At 59.2% G+C, this 16,527-nt stretch carries 13 protein-coding genes; 6 read left to right on the top strand and 7 right to left on the bottom strand.

Features of this window, described 5'->3' with window-relative positions:
- Nucleotides 1-7: 7 nt before the first annotated feature.
- Nucleotides 8-709: a ribose-5-phosphate isomerase RpiA gene (gene rpiA / locus HB780_RS16775; protein ID WP_183693865.1), complete on the bottom strand. Its 702-nt coding sequence runs from the start codon at nt 707-709 to the stop codon at nt 8-10.
- A gap of 197 nt (nt 710-906) precedes the next feature.
- Between rpiA and gph the strand changes: the two genes are divergently transcribed.
- Entirely contained in the window at nt 907-1,581 is a 675-nt protein-coding gene (gph, locus tag HB780_RS16780; RefSeq protein ID WP_183693868.1) for a phosphoglycolate phosphatase, read from the top strand.
- An 81-nt stretch (nt 1,582-1,662) separates the two neighbouring features.
- Here gph and HB780_RS16785 read toward each other — a convergent pair whose 3' ends face one another.
- Nucleotides 1,663-3,564 (bottom strand): L,D-transpeptidase family protein, encoded by a 1,902-nt coding sequence (locus tag HB780_RS16785; RefSeq protein WP_183693872.1) that lies wholly within the window; start codon nt 3,562-3,564, stop codon nt 1,663-1,665.
- A gap of 412 nt (nt 3,565-3,976) precedes the next feature.
- Here HB780_RS16785 and fumC point away from each other — a divergent pair, with 412 nt between their 5' ends.
- The 3 genes from fumC to HB780_RS16800 all read left to right on the top strand — a co-directional run bounded on the left by fumC (nt 3,977) and on the right by HB780_RS16800 (nt 8,614).
- The gene (gene fumC / locus HB780_RS16790) at nt 3,977-5,368 is read left to right on the top strand and encodes a class II fumarate hydratase (RefSeq protein ID WP_183693875.1); all 1,392 of its coding nucleotides are present in this window, start codon (nt 3,977-3,979) and stop codon (nt 5,366-5,368) included.
- A gap of 373 nt (nt 5,369-5,741) precedes the next feature.
- Entirely contained in the window at nt 5,742-7,349 is a 1,608-nt protein-coding gene (locus HB780_RS16795) for a fumarate hydratase (protein WP_183693878.1), read from the top strand.
- Nucleotides 7,350-7,546: 197 nt separating this feature from the next.
- Nucleotides 7,547-8,614, top strand: coding sequence for a GGDEF domain-containing protein (locus HB780_RS16800; RefSeq protein WP_183693881.1), 1,068 nt, complete (start codon nt 7,547-7,549; stop codon nt 8,612-8,614).
- A 54-nt stretch (nt 8,615-8,668) separates the two neighbouring features.
- Here the strand turns inward: HB780_RS16800 and HB780_RS16805 are convergent, their stop codons facing one another.
- Nucleotides 8,669-9,277, bottom strand: a complete 609-nt coding sequence (locus HB780_RS16805) for a pyridoxamine 5'-phosphate oxidase family protein (RefSeq protein WP_183693885.1) — start codon at nt 9,275-9,277, stop codon at nt 8,669-8,671.
- 57 nt (nt 9,278-9,334) lie between these two features.
- The gene (locus tag HB780_RS16810; RefSeq protein ID WP_183693888.1) at nt 9,335-10,309 is read right to left on the bottom strand and encodes an alpha/beta hydrolase; all 975 of its coding nucleotides are present in this window, start codon (nt 10,307-10,309) and stop codon (nt 9,335-9,337) included.
- Nucleotides 10,310-10,355: 46 nt separating this feature from the next.
- On the opposite strand from HB780_RS16810, the gene HB780_RS16815 reads away from it, so the two are divergent.
- Complete coding sequence (locus HB780_RS16815) at nt 10,356-10,841, top strand: MarR family winged helix-turn-helix transcriptional regulator (protein WP_183693891.1); 486 nt, start codon at nt 10,356-10,358, stop codon at nt 10,839-10,841.
- On the opposite strand, the gene HB780_RS16820 is transcribed toward HB780_RS16815, so the two are convergent.
- A complete protein-coding gene (locus HB780_RS16820; protein ID WP_183693894.1) occupies nt 10,835-12,034 on the bottom strand; it encodes a low temperature requirement protein A in 1,200 nt (399 codons plus the stop codon). The two genes, HB780_RS16815 and HB780_RS16820, sit on opposite strands and share 7 nt — an antisense overlap.
- A gap of 30 nt (nt 12,035-12,064) precedes the next feature.
- Nucleotides 12,065-12,439: a gamma-butyrobetaine hydroxylase family protein gene (locus HB780_RS16825; RefSeq protein WP_183693897.1), complete on the bottom strand. Its 375-nt coding sequence runs from the start codon at nt 12,437-12,439 to the stop codon at nt 12,065-12,067.
- A 134-nt stretch (nt 12,440-12,573) separates the two neighbouring features.
- On the opposite strand from HB780_RS16825, the gene moaA reads away from it, so the two are divergent.
- The gene (moaA, locus tag HB780_RS16830; protein WP_183693899.1) at nt 12,574-13,623 is read left to right on the top strand and encodes a GTP 3',8-cyclase MoaA; all 1,050 of its coding nucleotides are present in this window, start codon (nt 12,574-12,576) and stop codon (nt 13,621-13,623) included.
- 83 nt (nt 13,624-13,706) lie between these two features.
- Here moaA and HB780_RS16835 read toward each other — a convergent pair whose 3' ends face one another.
- On the bottom strand, nt 13,707-16,256 hold the full coding sequence (locus HB780_RS16835; protein ID WP_183693902.1) for a methyl-accepting chemotaxis protein: 2,550 nt from the start codon (nt 16,254-16,256) through the stop codon (nt 13,707-13,709).
- Nucleotides 16,257-16,527 lie beyond the last annotated feature (271 nt).

Consider the following 16,527-nt stretch of genomic DNA (forward strand, 5'->3'; position numbering starts at 1 on the left):
AGTGCTCCTATGTATTGTTCGCCTGCAACGTGCGTGCGCCGGAGGGACCGGCAATAATCGCAAGTGTCGCCATGTTGATAAAGAGCCCGTGTTCGACAACACCGGGAATGGAATTCAGCGCAATAGACAGCGCCTCTGCATCAGGAATACGGCCAAAAGATGCGTCGATGATGAAATGCCCGCCATCAGTCGTGAAGTTGCCGTCTTCCGATTGGCGCAGGTTGAGTGCGCCGGAAAGGCCAAGGCGGGCAGCCATCTTCTCGATCTGAATACGCGTGGAAACGAGGCCAAACGGGTTCACCTCGATCGATAGCGGAAAGGCGCCAAGCGTCTGAACAACCTTGCTTTCGTCGGCAATGACGATCATCCGCTGCGACGAGGCCGCAACGATCTTCTCGCGCAGCAGCGCACCGCCGGCGCCCTTGATCAGCCGCAGGGCACCGTCCACTTCGTCGGCACCATCGATGGTGAGATCGAGTTCAGGAAGCTCGTCGAGCGACTTCAACGGCACGCCGAGCTCGACGCAGAGACGAGCTGTTCGCTCGGAGGTCGGAACCCCCTCAATCACGAGGCCATCCGCTACCTTCTCGGCAAGCAACCGAACGAATTCCTCGGCCGTGCTGCCCGTGCCAATCCCAAGCCGCATACCGCTCTCGACATAGGCCAGAGCCGCTCTTGCAGCCTCGATCTTCATTTGGCGGGCGTCCATGCGCCACCTGCTCCCGATAGTTACGTTGGGTGCTGTTTACACGGCTCTCCAGGCAAACGAAAGCCAAAATAACGGCCTTTCATAGAAATCCCGGACCATATTCGAAGCGGCTCGTGGCGCCATTAGTTGCAATTGCCGGCCCGATCTTCTAACTCCGAAGACTTGCTTTTCTCTTCTTTTCCAAAGGCTGATTCCTGGTGAAATCTCCCCTTGTCGTATTCGATCTCGACGGTACCCTGCTCGACACCCATGCCGATCTCGTCGCCAGCCTCAATCACACGATTGCAGCACTCCATCTCGCGCCCGTCAATTATGACGACCTGACGCATCTGGTGGGCAACGGCGCGCAGGTAATGATCGAACGCGCCTGCAAGCTGCGGGATTATACGCTAGCCCCGGAAGAGCTGCCGGCACTCCTTCAGCGCTTCATCACGCATTATAGCGAGACGATGCCGGGCCTGACCGAACCCTATCCGGGATTGCTGGCCGCCATGGATGCATTGAAGAGCCAGGGCTACAAGCTGGCGGTCTGCACCAACAAGATGGAATCCCTGGCACGCACGCTGCTTGAGAGACTGAATCTCACCCATTATTTCGAAGCCATCACCGGCGGGGACACCTTCCCCGTTCGCAAGCCGAATGCCGAACATCTGATCGGCACCGTGGAGCGCGCCGGCGGCGATCTCAACCGCACAGTCATGATCGGCGACAGCGTCAACGATATCCTCGTCGCCCGCAACGCCGGCGTCCCCTCGATCGCCGTGCCCTTCGGCTATTCCGACGTCAGCGTAGAAACGCTCGGCCCAAGCCGCATCATCAGCCACTATGACGAACTGACACCGGCGCTGGTCCAGGGACTGCTCGCGGCCTGATCCGGAGCGAATTTTCTTGATCGAATATGAAAAAGGCGGCCCCATGGACCGCCTTTTCTTTGTTCAAATATCGAACTGCAATCAGATCTGCGCCGTGCGGGACTTGGTCGTCGCGTCGAGTGCCTTTAGCGTTGCCGCGTCGCGATCGTAGACATCGTTGAAATACTGCACGACGCCGTCCTTGTTCGGCCAGGCGGTGAAGTAGGCGATATAGATCGGCAACTTCTGCGGCACGGCAACGGCCTTGTTCTGGCCGCCGGCAATCTGCTTTGCAACATCCGCAACTGTGGTGTTGAGCACGGCAGCAGCCATGGCGCGCGGATCAGCAAGGCGGACACAGCCGTGGCTGAGGGCACGCATGTCCTTCTTGAAGAAGCTCTTCTGCGGCGTGTCATGCATGTAGATCGCATGCGAGTTCGGGAAGAGGATCTTCAGCTCGCCCAATGCATTGTCGCTGCTCGGCGGCTGGCGGACGGCGACGCTCTTGGTCGAGCCGTACCAGTCGACACTGGACGAAGCGACAGCACGACCACCGACTTCAACCTGATAGCCCATGCGGTCGAGATAGTTCGGGTCGGCACGCAGCTTCGGCAGCATCTCGTTGATGATGATCGACTGCGGAACGCCCCAGAACGGGTTGAACTCGACCGTCTGGATCTGATCTTCGAAGAAGAAGGTCTGATGCTGCTTGCCGCCGACGACGACACGCATCGACAGCTGCTCCTGATTATTGTTGTGGTAGTAGACCATGAAGGCCGGCTGGTTGATGAGAACGTAGCGCGGTCCGAGTTCATTCGGCAGCCAGCGCAGCTGTTCCATGGCGACAACCAGCTTCTGGATCTTCACATTATTATTTTCGCCGACCATGGCGCGGACCGAAGACTGGCCGATGACGCCATCGGACGTCAGGCCCTTTTCTTTCTGGAAGTCCTCGACCAGCGCCACGAGATCCGGGGTATAATCCGGCGTCCCCTGATAGGCGTCGAGCGTGGCTGCATGAGCCGTCTTCAGCACGTCGGAACCGCGATGCTGGATCGCCTTGACGATATTGGCCATCTCGGGCGAGCTGCCGCCCGGCTTGAGAATGCCGGTCAGCGAAACGGAAATATTATTGCCATCGCCGCCGCTTGCACCCTTGAGCTTTGCAAGCTCGGCCTTCAACTCCATGAACTGCTGGTTGGAAGGACTGCGGCTATTGAGATAGGCGGCGACATCCGGGCTTGCGCCCAACATGCCAAGCACCGGCATCAGGTTGACGTCCTTACGCTTGAAGTCGTGATAACCGGAGATCTTGTTTGGGTCGAGACGACCGCGGATCGTGTCCTGAATGAACACCAGCACCTTGGTGGAGAGCGTCAGCTCGAATTGCATCAGGGCACGGTCACGCATCTCCTGATCGACGCTCGACTGGTCGAAATTCGGCGGCGTCACGGCATAGTCGGCGGGATCGAGGCCAACGGAGGCGGCATCGGCCAGAACCGCCATGGCGGCCTTCGCCTTCTCGCTGATGGTATTGTCGGCAACCCAGACCAGCGGCTTGCTCTGGTCGGCATAATAGGACTCGACTGCCTTGGCGACGTCGTTCGTCGCCATGACGCGAACTTCGGTCAGATGATGCCGCTGCGAAGCGCTCGAATCAACCGCAACCGGCGTGGCCGAAGCATCGGCGACAGCCCCGGTTACCACCGGATCCGCAAAACGGTTCGATGCAACCAGCCGCATGGCTTCGGGCTTATAGGTATAATATTGCGGGGCATCAACCTTTGGCAGCGGCCCTTTTACCTGCGGCGTCGGGTTGGAGCCTAGGGTATCCTGAGCCGGATTGGCGGGGACCGGAGCGGAGACCTGCGTGCTCTGCTGACGCCCCTGGCCTCCACGAATGAAGTCCATGAGGGTCATCGCGTTCGCGGATGTCGCGCCGACGGCGGAGATGCAGCAGGAAAGAGCCAGGACGGATGCTGCGGCTTTGGTGACAAGTTTCATTCTCTAATCAGTCCCCGTGTCATGCTGTAGCTTCGAGACAGACGGTGCTGTTTTCAAATCGGCCACGATATTCCTAACATCGTTTAACCATCAAAATGAAAACGACCAGCCCCACCTTTTGTTCAATGCCTCAACTTCGTGTGAGAAAGCAAAGGCGTGCTTCGCGATTTAATTCACACAAAATTATGATATTATTAGTTAATTTTTTATTGAATTTTCCTGCTGTTTTCACGCGCTCATAAATACGCAACAAAGAATATCCACCGAGCGTGTCAAAAAGAACACGCATTTCCCGCACCTTCAAAAACATGATTAAATTAGTCATGAAATGCACGCCTCAGCTGTTTTCTTAGGCGTTATTCGGACCTATATGGCATCTATCTTTTTCAACGGAAAAGCAGGATCAGGGATCATGACCTCCACCCGCACCGAAACCGATACTTTTGGCCCGATCGAAGTCGCAAGCGACCGCTATTGGGGCGCGCAGGCGCAGCGCTCGCTCGGCAACTTCAAAATCGGCTGGGAGAAGCAGCCATTGTCGATCGTCCGTGCGCTCGGCATCGTCAAGCAGGCAGCTGCCCGCGCCAATGTGGAACTTGGCCAACTGGACCCCGCTCTCGGTAAAGTGATCGCCGAGGCGGCACAGGAAGTCATCGACGGCAAGCTCAACGATCATTTTCCGCTGGTCGTCTGGCAAACCGGCTCCGGCACGCAGTCGAACATGAACGCCAACGAAGTGATCTCCAACCGCGCGATCGAGATTCTCGGCGGCGTCATGGGCTCCAAGAAGCCGGTGCATCCGAATGATCACGTCAACATGAGCCAGTCGTCGAACGACACCTATCCGACGGCGATGCATATCGCCTGCGCCGAACAGATCGTTCATCATCTGCTGCCAAGCCTGCGGCACCTGCATGCGGCCCTTGAGAAGAAGGTTGCCGACTTCGCCCATATCATCAAGATCGGCCGCACCCATACCCAGGACGCGACGCCGCTGACGCTGGGCCAGGAGTTTTCCGGCTATGCGGCCCAGGTGGCCTCGGCCATCAAGCGTATCGAACTGACGCTGCCGGGCCTCAGCGAACTCGCCCAGGGCGGCACGGCTGTGGGAACCGGCCTCAATGCGCCGATCGGCTTTGCCGAAAAGGTGGCCGACGAGATCGCCAAGATCACCGGCCTGCCCTTCGTCAGCGCGCCGAACAAGTTCGAGGCGCTTGCCGCTCATGATTCGATGGTCTTCAGCCACGGCGCTATCAATGCTGCTGCGGCCGCTCTCTTCAAGATCGCCAACGACATCCGCTTTCTCGGCTCCGGCCCGCGCGCCGGCCTTGGCGAATTGTCGCTGCCGGAAAATGAGCCGGGTTCGTCGATCATGCCCGGCAAGGTCAATCCTACACAGTGCGAAGCACTGACGCAGGTTTGCATCCACATCTTCGGCAACAATGCCGCCCTGACCTTCGCCGACAGCCAGGGTCATTTCGAGCTTAACGTCTACAACCCGATGATGGCCTATAATTTCCTGCAATCGGTGCAATTGCTCGGCGACGCCGCCGTCTCCTTCACCGACAATTGCGTCGCCGGCATCGAGGCACGCGAAGACAACATCAAGGCGGGTCTGGAACGCTCGCTAATGCTGGTGACGGCGCTCGCCCCGAAAATCGGCTACGACAACGCCGCCAAGATCGCGAAGACCGCGCACAAGAATGGCACGACACTGAAGGAAGAAGCCCTGGCGAGCGGGCTGGTGTCTTCGGAAGAATATGATGCCATCGTCCGGCCAGAAATGATGATCGGGCCGAAGTAGGCTCGTGGTTTGGTGATGGTCAGGCACGTTCGCCAGTGACGCAATTATCTGCCTGGCCCCTCACCCCAACCCTCTCCCCGCTCATGCGGGGCGAGGGAGTTTTACGATGCCCTAAGCCTCTATCCAGGCTGCGGAGACCGCTTATCTTGCGCGATCGTCCCCTCTCCCCGTGCAAACGGGGAGAGGGCTAAGGTGAGGGGCCGGGTACAATGTTTCCGCATCGGAAAATCTACCCGACCTGCGCATCTCTCACCGACAATCTCCCATTTTGAAATTCCATCATAGCAGCCAAGCAATTGCATTTGGACCCTACCGGATTTAGACCGTTTCCAAACGTCTCTTCCGCCACTTCAAGGCATTGAAAGGTCCACGCATGGCTGACGATCTCTTTCCCCTCGGCGCCGACGCCACTCCCTATCGCAAGATTTCGAGCGATTACGTCTCCGTCGATACGTTCAAGGGCCAGGACATCCTGACCGTCGATCCCGAGGGCATCCGACTGCTTGCCGAGACGGCCTTCGCCGACATCAATCATCTGCTGCGCCCCGGCCACCTCAAGCAGCTCGCCTCCATTCTCGAAGACCCGGAGGCGACAGAAAACGACCGTTTTGTTGCCTACGACCTCTTGAAAAACGCCAATATCGCAGCTGGCGGCGTGTTGCCCATGTGCCAGGATACCGGCACGGCGATCATCATGGGCAAGAAAGGCCGTCGCGTCTGGACCGAGGGCGGCGACAACGCGGCGCTGGCCAAGGGAGTACTGGACGCCTACGAGAAGAAGAACCTGCGCTATTCACAGCTTGCTCCCATCAAGATGTTCGAGGAAAAGAACACCAAGAACAATCTCCCCGCCCAGATCGATATCTATGAGGAAGGCACCGACGCCTACGAATTCCTCTTCGTCGCTAAGGGCGGCGGCTCGGCCAACAAGACCTTCCTCTACCAGGGCACGCCGTCGCTGCTCACCCATGACCGCATGCTGGATTTCCTGAAAGAGAAGATCCTGACGCTCGGCACGGCTGCCTGTCCCCCCTACCATCTGGCGATCGTCATCGGCGGCACATCGGCCGAAATGACCCTCAAGACAGTCAAGCTCGCCTCGACGAAATACCTGGACTGTCTTCCCACGGAGGGCTCCGAAAGCGGGCATGCCTTCCGGGATATCGAAATGGAAAAGGAAATCCACAAGCTGACGCAGAGCCTCGGCGTCGGCGCGCAGTTCGGCGGCAAGTATTTCTGTCATGACGTCCGCGTCATCCGCCTGCCCCGCCACGGCGCTTCGCTGCCGATCGGCCTCGGTGTCTCCTGTTCCGCCGACCGTCAGGCCAAGGGCAAGATCACCCGCGACGGCATCTTCATCGAGCAGCTCGAAACCGATCCGTCGAAATACATGCCCGAGATCGATGAGGCGAAGCTGTCCGAATCGATGGTTCGCATCAACCTCAACCGGCCGATGGCCGACATCCTGGCGGAACTGTCACGCCATCCGGTGAAGACCCGACTGTCCTTGACCGGCACCATCATCGTCGCCCGCGACCTGGCACATTCGAAAATCCGCGAGCGCCTGGAAAAGGGCGAAGGCATGCCCGAATATCTGAAGAACCACCCGGTCTATTACGCTGGACCAGCCAAGACACCGGCGGGTTACGCCTCCGGCTCCTTCGGTCCGACGACGGCTGGGCGTATGGACAGCTATGTCGATCAGTTCCAGTCCTTCGGCGGCTCGATGGTCATGCTCGCCAAGGGCAACCGCTCGCGCGCCGTGCGCGAGGCCTGCAAGACGCACAAAGGCTTCTATCTAGGCTCCATCGGCGGCCCCGCCGCGCGCCTTGCCCAGGACTGCATCAAAAAGGTCGAAGTGCTGGAATATCCGGAACTCGGCATGGAAGCCGTCTGGAAAATCGAAGTGGAAGATTTCCCCGCCTTCATCGTCATCGACGACAAGGGCAACGACTTCTTCCAGGAGCTCAATCTGGGCTGACACACTGCCGGCCGACAAACAAAGGGGAGGCGCCGTTCTGGCGCCTTTTTTTCAAAAGTATTTCTATGTAGTAATACAGCTATTTCCCGACCTGAAATTACTGGTAAAGTTTTATTTTTATTGCTTTAATATTTTTCAAAGAATCGTAGACTAAGTAAAGCTACTGCTTTCATGAATAGATATTATGGAGTTCGCGAATGAATACGGTGGTTGCGCCCAAGGCGCAAGTTCCCGACGTGGCAGGGCAGATTACCTATGCCATGCGCTCCATGGGTGTCGCCCCCATCCCGCGGAATTATGAGTTGTTCTATGAAGCCTATATCGGCTCCAATCCCATCCTGACCCGCGAACTCGCCGCCCTCGGCAGCAACGCCACGCAAGAAGAGCTGGACGCGATCAACGCGCGGCATTTCGCCCGCCATTCCGGTCGTATTTTCGATGACGCTCATACCCGCATCATCACCGAATTGGATGGCGTATTGCGCGCGCTTCAGCAGGAGCAGACCTCTCTGGAAAGCTACAACCGGCTGCTCGGCGAAACCTGCCAGCGCATCATGTCCAAGAATCACAATAGCGTCGACCTGCTGCGCGGGGCCATCGACATCCTGACCGAAGCGACCGGCGACACCATGGCCCATGGTGAGCGGACCGTCGAGAACGTCAACCAGCGCAGCCAGGAAATGGACCAGGTCCGCAAGGAGCTGGACGAATACAAGCGTATCGCCAACACCGACGCACTGACACGCCTCTCCAATCGCCGCGCCTTCGACGACCGCCTGGCTTCGGTCTTCGACAATCAGATGGCCCGGCCCGTGACGGCACTGGTGCTGGCCGACATCGATCATTTCAAGAAGATCAACGACAACTACGGTCATCCGGTTGGCGACAAGATCCTGGCAACCGTTGCCTCCGTTATTCGCGCCAACGTCCGCCGCGAGGCCTTCGTCGCCCGTACCGGCGGCGAGGAGTTTGCGCTGATCCTCGAAGGCTATACGCCGGAGGACGCGCTTGCGACCTGCGAACGCATCCGCCGCGCGCTGGAGGCAACGCCATTCAAGAATTCACGCACCAGGGTGAATTACGGCCCAATCACCATCTCGCTGGGCGTCTGCATGGCCTCCGACGCCACCGACCCCGGTGAACTCTATGGCAAGGCCGATATCGCGCTCTATTCCGCCAAGAATGCCGGCCGCAATTGCAGCTACGCCTACCAGAGCGGCATGCAGAAAGACTTCGCGAAAAGTTGGCTTATCTACAAGAAATAAAATCGAGGCCAACGGTCGCCGGCGCCATCCTTCTGGAAGCGCCGACGACTTTCATTACCACATGCTCTTGGCAGCGCGCACCGGCCATTCGCGGTCATAGGTTTCCTGGTCGAAATCGCCCTTCGCCGCCTTCAGCAGCATGCCGGGCGTCGGGAGGCTCGCCGGATCGACAAATCTCTCCGAATTCCAGAGCTCCGCGCGCATCACCGCCCGCGCGCACTGGAAATAGACCTCGTCGATAGTGATCACCACGACGCTGCGCGGATGCTTGCCATCCATTTCGAAACTTGCCAGCAGGCCTTCTTCGATGGAAACGACCGCGCGGCCATTGAGCCGCATCGTCGTGTTCGAGCCTGGGATCAGGAACATCAGCGCGATACGGGGATCGCGGACGATATTGGCAAGCGAATCGACGCGATTGTTGCCGCGCCAGTCGGGAAGCAACAGCGTCTTGTCGTCCTCTACCCGCACGATGCCGCCGAGATCGCCGCGCGGCGAGCAATCCAGCCCTTCCGGGCCAACCGTTGCCAGGGCCATGAAGGGCGAAGCCTCGATCATCCGGCGATAAAGCGGCGTCAGCGCATTCGTCACCTTGGCGGTCGCGGCCTCGCCGGCGCCACCGTAAAGCTCATTCAATTCTTCAACGGATGTGATGATCGTCATGTTGCCTCGCGTCTTTTCGAACCGGATCCGGTGGGTTAGGCGCAAGGCATGACGTGGCTATGACACGCGCCGCACCGGAGTCCGGAAAAACGATATCACCGTTTCGTTGTCGGTTTCGAGAGCATTTTTGTCCTCGGCGGAGATTTGCGCTTCCGCCAGGAATTCGCCGATCGCCTCCAGTACTGGAACGGCACTGACGATGCGGCGATGGCCGAAACCATTCGCCCAGAGCATGCGAACATCGCCGCCTGCCCTCTCATAAGCGCGAGCATGGTCAGCACTTACTTCCTTGTCGTCCTCGGCATGGATGACCAGCATTGGCCTGCCGAGATCACGAACGCCGCGCACAGCATCATAATCCTTCAACGGCCTACCGGTGACCCGCCCGACCTGCGCCTCAAGCGCCGCTTGTGTCTTCGGGTCGAGCCTCATCAGCCCGCCAAAATCAGTGAACAACCAACCCATCGCGCTTGGTGCGCCGATCAACACCAGGCGTTCCGGCAGAACCGGCTCAATACCCGGCAGGAACCCGGCCGCTGCAAGCGCGACAGAAGCGCCGCCGAAGGAGTGACCGATCGTCGCATCAAAGCTGCCGAATCGTTCCGCAGCAGCGGCAATGGCGGAAACGGCTAGACGCAGATTGAGGAAACGCCCCGGCGAACGGCCATGGCCCGGCAGATCGAGCGAGACCACTTCGGCGCCGGTATCCGCGAGAAAGGCGGCAAGCTCCGACGTGTATTCGCTGCTGGAGACCCAGCCATGGACGACAAGATAGCGCCGGCGTCGGCCTTTCGCGCCGCCGTTGAAACGATAGGCCATTGCCCGTCCTCCAGGGAAAGACAGCATGACCGCCTCGGCGGAAGCAAGCCGCGCCCTGCCCTCGGCATGAGCGGCCTTGGCCTTGGCGCCCTGGGGCAGACGCGACGGCGTCAGGCAAAAGAGCTTGAAGGCGGCCTTGCCGGCGAGCTGCGGCGAGACACGGCTGAGGCCGGATAATCCCAGCCGGGTGACCTTGAGCACAAAGGATGGCATAGTGAGAATCCAAAAAATGTTCAACTATGAACAATAAAGTACAACGATGAACAAAAATCAATCCCTACCCTGGGACCATCCGCGTTTTCGCAGCTGGATCGCCGTTGCCCGCGCCTGCCAGTTGATGCAACAGTCACTCGGCCGGGCGCTCGCCCATCTCGACATCAAGCCGCCCCATCTCGATATCCTCGTCAATCTCTTTCGATTCGAGGGCATTTCGCAGCAGGAACTGGCCCGCAAGCTGTTGGTCGGGCGCTCCAACATGAGCATGCTCTTACCGCAGATGGAAAAGCGCGGCCTGATCGAGCGGCGCGGCGACAGACACGATAAGCGCGTCCTGCGGCTTTATTTGACCCAGGACGGCCGGCGTGTGACTGGAGAGGCCATGGCCATCCAGACTGGCCTGATCGACCGCATGCTCTCCGAGGCGCCGCTCGAGGAATGTGAACTCATGGCTACGCATATGGAGCGGATCATCGGCCTGTTGTTGCAGGACGAACGGGAACCACTGGAAACCGTTACCGATCAATGATGACTGGGCGGGCGCGCAAGCGGCACGGCGCGCGTCAGCGATGCGTATTCCCAGATCGCCACGACCACCAGGACGGACGTCGCAAGAATGCCGAGCTGATAGACGACGACCATCGGCAGCGTCAAAAGCAGCAGCGCCAGTCCGACAAGCCCGGCCAGATGCGATAGCGGCGGCCGGCCGGTCGTCGCGCCTTTGAACCAGAGATTGCCGATGAGAAACACGGCCGGGCCGCCGAGGATCGCGGCTGCCATGTGCAGGTCGGCCTGGTCGTGGGAATGCGAAAACAGGAACTCGTCGCTGACGACACTCAGGATGATACCGGCGAGAATCGGGATATGCGCATAGGTGAAAGCCTGGCGCGCCAGGCTGCCGGGTGTTTCATCATGCTCGATGCGATGGGCGGCGCGTTCATGACCGAACTGGAAATAGATCCACCACATCGCGACTGTGCCGACGAAAGTAGTGACGAACACCAGGATCATCAGCAGCGAAAGCGGTTCTTCGGCAAAGGTCTTGCCCGCCAGCAGCACCGCTTCCCCCAGGCAGATGATGATGAACAGGGCGCAGCGTTCGGCAAGATGCGCACCGGAAATATTCCAATCCGCGGTGGTCGACTTGCCGAGACCGGGCACGCGGAAACCAAGAGCGGGGCCTGCATATTCGATCACCAGCGCCGCAAGCCACAGCGCCACCTGCGTCTCGCCTCCCACAAGCGCGCCACCAATCCAGAAGATGCCCGACAGGGCTAACCAGCTCGAGATGCGCAGGAAATTGCGGTGATTGCCTGCGTTGACACCCCTCAAGGTATAGGCCGTGAACAGCGAGCGCCCGACCTGCATGAAGACATAGGCGCCGGCGAAGAAGATCGCCTTCTCGCCGAAGGCATCCGGGATCGACGCCGAAAGCACCAGCCCGGCAAACATCAACACGAACAGCATGATGCGGACCGGCATGCGGTCGGGATCGAGCCAGTTCGTCACCCAGGCGGTGAAGACCCACACCCACCAGACCGCGAAGACCAACATGATGGCTTCGAGAACGCCAAGCGGCGTAAAATGGCCGGCGAGTGCATGGGAAAGCTGCGAGATCGAAAAGACGAAGACGAGATCGAAAAATAGTTCGACGAATGAGACCTTGCTCTCGTTCTTGCTGCCCTTGGCGCGCAGCCAGCTTTCCCTACCCCGACCGACCATGCCTGCCCCCTTCTTGCCGAAAAATCGATGCTAGTGCGGTTTGCCCGCCACGTCGCGACTCAAGCCCTTATTCTTCAATTCAGCCTCATAGACCGCGAAAAGCTCCGAACCCTTTTCGCCGAGTTCGCGAAGATAGGTCCAGGTGAAAATGCCGGTATCGTGCATGTCGTCAAAGCCGATGCGCACGGCGTAGTTTCCGGTCGGGGTCATCGACATGATACCGACATTGCGCTTGCCCGGTACGGTGACCTTCTGCCCCGGCCCATGCCCCTGCACCTCGGCAGATGGCGACAGGACGCGCAACATTTCCGCCGGCAGATCGAAGCTTGCGCCATCATTGAAGCTCACCACCAGACGATGGCGGTCCTTCGATACTCTCAATTCGGTTGGCCAGACGTCGCTCATCGATTATCCCATGCGTTTCAATGCCTGTCCGGAGAAGTAGGCCGGCGCTTCTTCACGCGCAAGTGCATTCGAAATGCATTTCCCTTGACGCGACAATCGCCTATGCACACATTAACATGGTAACGGAGGTTTTCGTGAACAGCATCGTCGGTACGATAGGCAACGGATCGCCCCTGGTGGCGGATGCGTCACCCATGATCGACCCATTCGGGCGGGCGGTTACGTATCTGCGCGTCTCCGTGACCGATCGCTGCGATTTCCGCTGCACCTACTGCATGGCGGAAAACATGACCTTCCTGCCGAAGAAAGACCTGCTGACGCTGGAAGAGCTGAACCGGCTCTGTTCCGCCTTCATCGCCAAGGGCGTGCGCAAGATCCGGTTGACCGGCGGCGAGCCACTGGTACGCAAGAACATCATGTTTCTGGTGCGCGAACTCGGCAAGCGCGTCCAGACCGGCGAACTTGAGGAATTGACGCTGACCACCAACGGGTCGCAACTTTCTCGCCATGCCGACGAGCTCTATGATTGCGGCGTGCGCCGCATCAACGTCTCGCTTGATACGCTCGACCCCGACAAGTTCCGCGCCATCACCCGCTGGGGCGATTTCGCCAAGGTGATGGAAGGCATTGATGCCGCCCAGAAGGCGGGCTTGAAGATCAAGCTCAATGCCGTAGCGCTCAAGGACTTCAACGAGGCCGAGATACCCGAAATGCTGCGCTTCGCCCATGGCCGAGGCATGGACCTGACCGTCATCGAGACGATGCCGATGGGCGAGATTGAGGAGGACCGCACCGACCGGTATCTTCCGCTCTCCAAGCTGCGCGCCGACCTCGAACAGCAATTCACGCTTACCGAGATTCCCTATAAGACCGGCGGCCCGGCCCGCTATGTCGAAGTCGCGGAAACCGGCGGCCGGCTTGGCTTCATCACGCCTCTCACCCATAATTTCTGCGAGAGCTGCAACCGCGTTCGCCTGACCTGCACCGGCACGCTCTATATGTGTCTCGGCCAGAACGACGCCGCCGACATGCGCACGGCGCTCCGCGCCACCGAAGACGATGGTCTCCTCTACGCCGCCATTGATGAAGCCATCACTCGCAAGCCGAAGGGCCACGATTTCATCATCGATCGCACCCACAACAGGCCTGCGGTCGCACGCCATATGAGCGTGACCGGGGGCTGATTTTCAGCGATATCAAATCAAGAAAATGCCGGGTCAAAAGCCCGGCATTTTTATTATTTATCTCTGTTTTCTAAAGTAACACCTTAAGCGGCGCGATATCGGTTTTTGCCAGTATCGTAGCTTTCATACGTCTGGTCTCCATCGCCCGTGCGGAAGCGGTCGATCTTCTCGGAGAGCGTGTCGACGCGCTGACGCAGGCCGTGGATTTCGGCATTGTTTTCCTCGACCATCGCAGCATTTCTCTGCGTAATCAGCTCGACCTCGCCAACCGCCCGTGTCACCTCCTCGATGCCTGTGGACTGCTCGGCCGTCGCGGAGGAAATATCGGACACCAGCTTCTGGACGCCGGTGACATGCTTGATGATCTCGTTCAACGCCGAGCCGGTTTGCTCGACCAAATGAACGCCACTCCGCACCTGCGCCGAGCTTGCGGAAATCAGCCCCTTGATCTCCTTCGCCGCATTGGCGCAGCGCTGCGCAAGCTCGCGGACTTCCTGGGCAACGACGGCAAAGCCACGACCGGCATCGCCGGCGCGAGCTGCCTCCACGCCTGCGTTCAGCGCCAGCAGGTTGGTCTGGAAGGCGATCTCGTCGATGACGCCGATGATGGTGGCGATCTTCTCCGACGAGCGATTGATCTCGCTCATGGCGCCGACGGCCTTGGCGACGACTTCGCCGGACTGGGTTGCATAGGCCTGGGTCTCGTTCACCGACACCGCCGTCTGCTTGGCACGATCGGCCGTGGAGCGCACGACATCGCTGAGGCGATGCAGAGCCCGCGAGCTTTGCTCGAGCGCTGCCGCCTGCTGCTCGGTGCGACGCGCCAGGTCGTCGGCGGACATGGCAAGATTGCCGGTGCCGCCCTTGATCTCCTCGGCGGTGTAGCGGACATCCGTCAGCGTTTCCCGCAGGGCTTCGATTGCATGATTATAGGTGAAGGCCATTTCGACGAAGTCGGCGGAGAGATCTTCCCGCATGCTTTCCTCTAGATTGCCGTCGGCAAGCTTGGCGAGAACGTCGGCCAGCGCATTCAACGCCTGCTTCTGCTCGGCTTCGATGCGGGCGCGGTCTGCGGCCCGGCGTTCAGCCTCTTCCGCCGACAGAGCGCGAGCGCTCTCCGCTTCCCGCTCCAGCCGGACGTTTTCGACAGCGGCATCGCGGAAGACGGTGACTGAGCGCACCATGTCGCCGATCTCGTCGCCGCGGTTGCGGCCGTCGATCGCCACTTCCAGATCGCCGCTTGCCAGTCGCGTCATGATCTCGGTCACCCGCTTCAGTGGTCCGCGCAGCGTTTCCACCAGCATCAGGCCGCCGACGATCGCAAGCAGCGTGCCGAAGATCATCGCGATAACGGAGACATTGGCCGAGCGCTCGCTGTCTTCCTTGCCGATCTCTTGCGCCTGTGCAACGAAGCTGCGCAGCGATGTCATCGCTTCCGCCAGGATGCCGTTGGATTCGACACGTGTCGTCTTCCAATCGGCCGACGTTTGCAACAGATCGGCCGATCCCTTGGTCACGCCGTCGATCAGGGGCTGAACATGCGAAGCAAAGTCGCGCATAGTGGCATTGGCCGGACCGAGCGCCGAAATCTTCACGGCCACATCCTGCAGTTCCTTCAGATCGCTGATCACGGCTTCGCGCGAAGCGGCATCGCGGACACTTTCCATGCGCGCCGCATGCAGCGTCACACGATCGATAATGCCAAGCGCTTCATCGACATGAGCCAGAAGTTCCTTCTGGCCATCGATGATCTTATCGAGACTGACGAAGCGGTCCGCGGCGGTATCGCTGTTCTTGGCCGATTGCAGGGTCATGTCGCCCTCGATCTTAACAAAGGCCTGAAGAATGGGACCCATCGCCTCGACCTTCTGGTCGGACGTGCCGCTGCCTTTCAACAAGGCGTCGAGCTTGTTGGCTGCGTCGGCTGCATTGTTGACCAGCCCGGCGCCACGCTTGGAGACAAGGGCTTGCGAGATCGCTAGCTGCCTCAGAATGGCGTCGGCATAGGTGCGCGCGTCGGTGATTTCCTCGTCGGAATCGGCGGCCATCTGTACCTGGATGCGCAGGTTGCTCATCTTTTCGGACAGCCCCTTATAGGCAGCGGCGTCGTAAAGCAGCTCCTTGGCAAAGGTTTCCTTGTCGCTGAATTCCTTGCGGATAATGTCGATCTGCTTGGCGGCGGCCTTACCGTTCGTCTGAATGCCCAGCACCGCCTTCCGGATTGCGTCGACATCGCCATCCTGCTTTTGCTTGATAGTCCAAAGGGTGGCCGTCTGAGCGCGCATCTTGTCCGCCAGAGCGCTGACGGCGGAGATATTGGCGCGCTGGTCGTCGCTAAGCAAACCGTTCAGCCGCTGGACACCAGCTTCCTGCGCATCGATCTTGTCGGTGAGCGCCTGGCGCGTCTCGTTGGACGGCGAGGTGGTGAACTCCTGTAGCGCGGCTTGTAAATTCTCGAAATCGCTGATGTTTTCGATCGTCGCCCGCGTCACGGTCATATGCCCGTTGAGGATATTGGCCGTGTGATAGCCGACCATACCGACACCGGCGATCAGCACCACCAGCGGCACGACGAAGATAAGAACCTTGGTCACGATCCTGCGACTTTGCAGAAGACGATCAATGAAGAACATGCCACGCCCCAATCAAATTGGTTGGTATCCGGCGAAGGCGGGATCATCATTCCTGCTGCGCTGCGGTAGATGCTTCTGCGTCATGCAAAACCGAGTGGGAGCCTCGGGAAATAAGATTGAATAAGAATTAAGCGCGCACATAAAAGGTTGTGCAATCTACGAAAAATCCGAAATTCTGTCTCGTTTTGCGATTTTACCGGAGCCAGGCATGCGATCAACCGGAAGTTTCGCTGCGACGCACAATCGAATTCCGCCACCGACAGACCATGAG

Source organism: Rhizobium lusitanum, from assembly GCF_014189535.1.
In the GTDB taxonomy this organism is placed as follows: domain Bacteria; phylum Pseudomonadota; class Alphaproteobacteria; order Rhizobiales; family Rhizobiaceae; genus Rhizobium; species Rhizobium lusitanum_C.

What these genes read in the sequence shown, in the direction of transcription:
- rpiA (WP_183693865.1), bottom strand. Translation starts at nt 709, where the DNA reads ATGGACGCCCGCCAAATGAAGATCGAGGCTGCAAGAGCGGCTCTGGCC.
- HB780_RS16785 (WP_183693872.1), bottom strand. Translation starts at nt 3,564, where the DNA reads ATGAAACTTGTCACCAAAGCCGCAGCATCCGTCCTGGCTCTTTCCTGC.
- fumC (WP_183693875.1), top strand. Translation starts at nt 3,977, where the DNA reads ATGACCTCCACCCGCACCGAAACCGATACTTTTGGCCCGATCGAAGTC.
- HB780_RS16795 (WP_183693878.1), top strand. Translation starts at nt 5,742, where the DNA reads ATGGCTGACGATCTCTTTCCCCTCGGCGCCGACGCCACTCCCTATCGC.
- HB780_RS16800 (WP_183693881.1), top strand. Translation starts at nt 7,547, where the DNA reads ATGAATACGGTGGTTGCGCCCAAGGCGCAAGTTCCCGACGTGGCAGGG.
- HB780_RS16805 (WP_183693885.1), bottom strand. Translation starts at nt 9,277, where the DNA reads ATGACGATCATCACATCCGTTGAAGAATTGAATGAGCTTTACGGTGGC.
- HB780_RS16810 (WP_183693888.1), bottom strand. Translation starts at nt 10,309, where the DNA reads ATGCCATCCTTTGTGCTCAAGGTCACCCGGCTGGGATTATCCGGCCTC.
- HB780_RS16815 (WP_183693891.1), top strand. Translation starts at nt 10,356, where the DNA reads ATGAACAAAAATCAATCCCTACCCTGGGACCATCCGCGTTTTCGCAGC.
- HB780_RS16820 (WP_183693894.1), bottom strand. Translation starts at nt 12,034, where the DNA reads ATGGTCGGTCGGGGTAGGGAAAGCTGGCTGCGCGCCAAGGGCAGCAAG.
- HB780_RS16825 (WP_183693897.1), bottom strand. Translation starts at nt 12,439, where the DNA reads ATGAGCGACGTCTGGCCAACCGAATTGAGAGTATCGAAGGACCGCCAT.
- HB780_RS16835 (WP_183693902.1), bottom strand. Translation starts at nt 16,256, where the DNA reads ATGTTCTTCATTGATCGTCTTCTGCAAAGTCGCAGGATCGTGACCAAG.